Source organism: Brevibacterium aurantiacum, assembly GCF_900169065.1.
Lineage (GTDB): Bacteria > Actinomycetota > Actinomycetes > Actinomycetales > Brevibacteriaceae > Brevibacterium > Brevibacterium aurantiacum.
In genome coordinates this window covers 1-2,329 of sequence record NZ_FXZB01000057.1, presented here as the reverse complement: position 1 = coordinate 2,329, position 2,329 = coordinate 1, and the positions used below count along the sequence as shown (strand labels likewise).

Below are 2,329 nucleotides of genomic sequence, written 5' to 3'. Positions count from 1 at the left end.
GGGTTCCTTTCACTTGTCACGACTTCGATGTCGTGGGTGAAAGCAATCCTCCATGAGTGCTACCAGGTTCTTACATAGCTGCTACCACTTCGTTACACGTTCGCTACCGGAAGGCCCTTCCAAACAGTCTATCCTTCCAGGCTTGCCTGTAAACAAGCCAGATTAGATGTCACCTAACCCTGCATCAGTCCCGTGTTCACGGCGTTGGCTCTCGCGAGGTTCATGCAAGAAGCCACAGGGTTGTCGTTGAAGAAGGTCATCACCACGTTGCGGCCACTACGTGAGTTCGTGGGTGAGATCGATGGGCACGAGCTCGTGTTCCCACCCGAAGTCCCGCCAAACGTTGCCGAGCTAATTAGCAGCGTCGAAAGTTTCGGGCCCGGGCCGGGGCACTAAAGTGAAGCAACTCAGGTCAGATCCCAGTCAAGTTTGCCCATACCAGGAAAATCCGCGAAGGGAGGGCCTATCGGCTCTACCGCTGCGACGCCTTTGACTAAATCGCGTCGCGCTTCCGCGACTAACCAGCCGGCAGGGGCGCCAGCGGAGTGGGTCACGATCAATGAATGTCCCAACTGGTCCAGAAGGCGTGTGAGGCGGTCGCAATCTAGACTTTGGGAGTAGCCCAAGTCAGCGGGCGAAGGGCCCATTCCGGCAACTAGCTGATCAAGTTCATGGTCGCCAGGTTGTCCTCCATACGACCACTGGCAGTGCGGCTCAGAACCTGCGTCAGAAAGAAACAAGCCCTGCGCAGCCTGGTAGGAAAATGGAGCACCCATTTGTCCCATGGCTGTCGGATGGAAAGGCGACCGCCCGTGTCCGGGACGATCAACGACATAGACGGGGAACCCTGCCGCGAGAAAGTGGTCCGCCCACCCGGGGCGCCCATCCACCGTAGTCAGCCAATCTGTACCCTGACCACCGCCGTCGTGCACTAGCACGACTGGATAACGCCGTGTTACTTGCTCTGGAGCCTCCCACTGTACAAACATCGGCCCAGATTGCAACAAGCCAAATTCTGATTCAACGATGTCGCACGCTTTTTATATCACAACATAAAAATTTCAGCTCATTAAAGTAGCCAGATTTTGGCGCATTTCCTGCACCAGTCTTTCAAAGCCCCCTGCTCCCGCCATCCATGCAAGATTCACACTGAACGCGTAAATGGACTGTGGTTGTTTGGTGGACGCGGAGCCTTCTGGCCAGGCTACTGGCCACCGTCGGCTTTGAGTAAATGTGGACTGTGCAGGATAAACCAGCGCTACCTTATCCAACTTTGCCTGCGCCGCATAGTAGCAAACCTGATAGACGTCAGCTGCGCTGGGTGCTCCCGGAGTATCTTTAGTCATTCGGCCTAGCCTTTTGTACTTGGCATCAAGAATGGCCAAAGTAGCACCCCGGCGATGAACCACAACGTCAGGTTCTCCTCCAACAGCAATACTGGCTTCTTGCCTGAACGACGGTGATGTATCAGTTGGGTTCAGCAGGACTGGAATCTCAAGTTTGTTAGCATCAGCTCCTATATATCCAGCTGCAACACTACAAACCGCGCGCACAAAATCTTCGAAAACCGTTTCGGTCTTCCATACGAATCCAAAGGAATCCTGTTGCTCGGTTGCAGACAGCCCAAGAAAGTCTCCGGATGCAAGTATTTTCGCCGCTCTGATTGCATTGTCGAGAAACGAATACTGAATTGGTAACGTAATCGTCTCAATCTCGGAAGCGGTGGGCTTATCTGCAGGGATGTCATGCCAAAGCGTAGAAAGATGTTCGAGTTGGCTCCCTAAAGCCTTTGATATCACGCTGTGTCTAAGTCTAGTTGCAGCCCAGAGCAGAAGACGCACCGCAGGTGTGTCTGCACTGAATTCATCGTAGATAATCGGGATTCGCGTCGGATCAAGATAGATTCGCCACGCACGGTTTACGTCGAGTTGCCCTCTAAAAACACTTGAGTCCTCTGATTGTTGTAAGTACCTACGCGGCATGCCGTCATGCACTGCCTGTGCGAGTCCAGAAGCAACTGCTACACCAATCAGGTCCACAAAAGAGTCTGGCACGAGTCCGCCAACGACTCTGGGAAGACTGTCGAGACCACGAATATGTGCCAATACGGCTAGGAGCCCCTCTCGCCAGGAACCTTCAGAGTCGGCGGAGGCGAGAAATTTCGGCTGGATCTCAATTACAGCTTGCCCTATCGGAATTACTGGCTCATCGTAATTGAGAGTGTAGAACCGGTCTGAAGCCACCGGACTCGAGCAGACACCTGGCGATGTAGTGGGTGATGTTACGGAACCCCAGAGCAGACCCGCGGAGGTGTTCAAGCCTGCCGTTG

2 protein-coding genes and 1 pseudogene are annotated in these 2,329 nt (G+C 53.9%); 1 reads left to right on the top strand and 2 read right to left on the bottom strand.

Features of this window, described 5'->3' with window-relative positions; all coding sequences use genetic code 11:
* Window positions 1-183 precede the first annotated feature (183 nt).
* A pseudogene (locus BAUR9175_RS20040) lies at window positions 184-396 on the top strand (IS1634 family transposase); the annotation flags it as partial.
* An 11-nt stretch (window positions 397-407) separates the two neighbouring features.
* Here the strand turns inward: BAUR9175_RS20040 and BAUR9175_RS19280 are convergent.
* Window positions 408-989, bottom strand: a complete 582-nt coding sequence (locus BAUR9175_RS19280; RefSeq protein ID WP_146000932.1) for an alpha/beta fold hydrolase — start codon at window positions 987-989, stop codon at window positions 408-410.
* Window positions 990-1,061: 72 nt separating this feature from the next.
* Entirely contained in the window at window positions 1,062-2,243 is a 1,182-nt protein-coding gene (locus BAUR9175_RS19010; protein ID WP_180959292.1) for a 5-methylcytosine restriction system specificity protein McrC, read from the bottom strand.
* Window positions 2,244-2,329 lie beyond the last annotated feature (86 nt).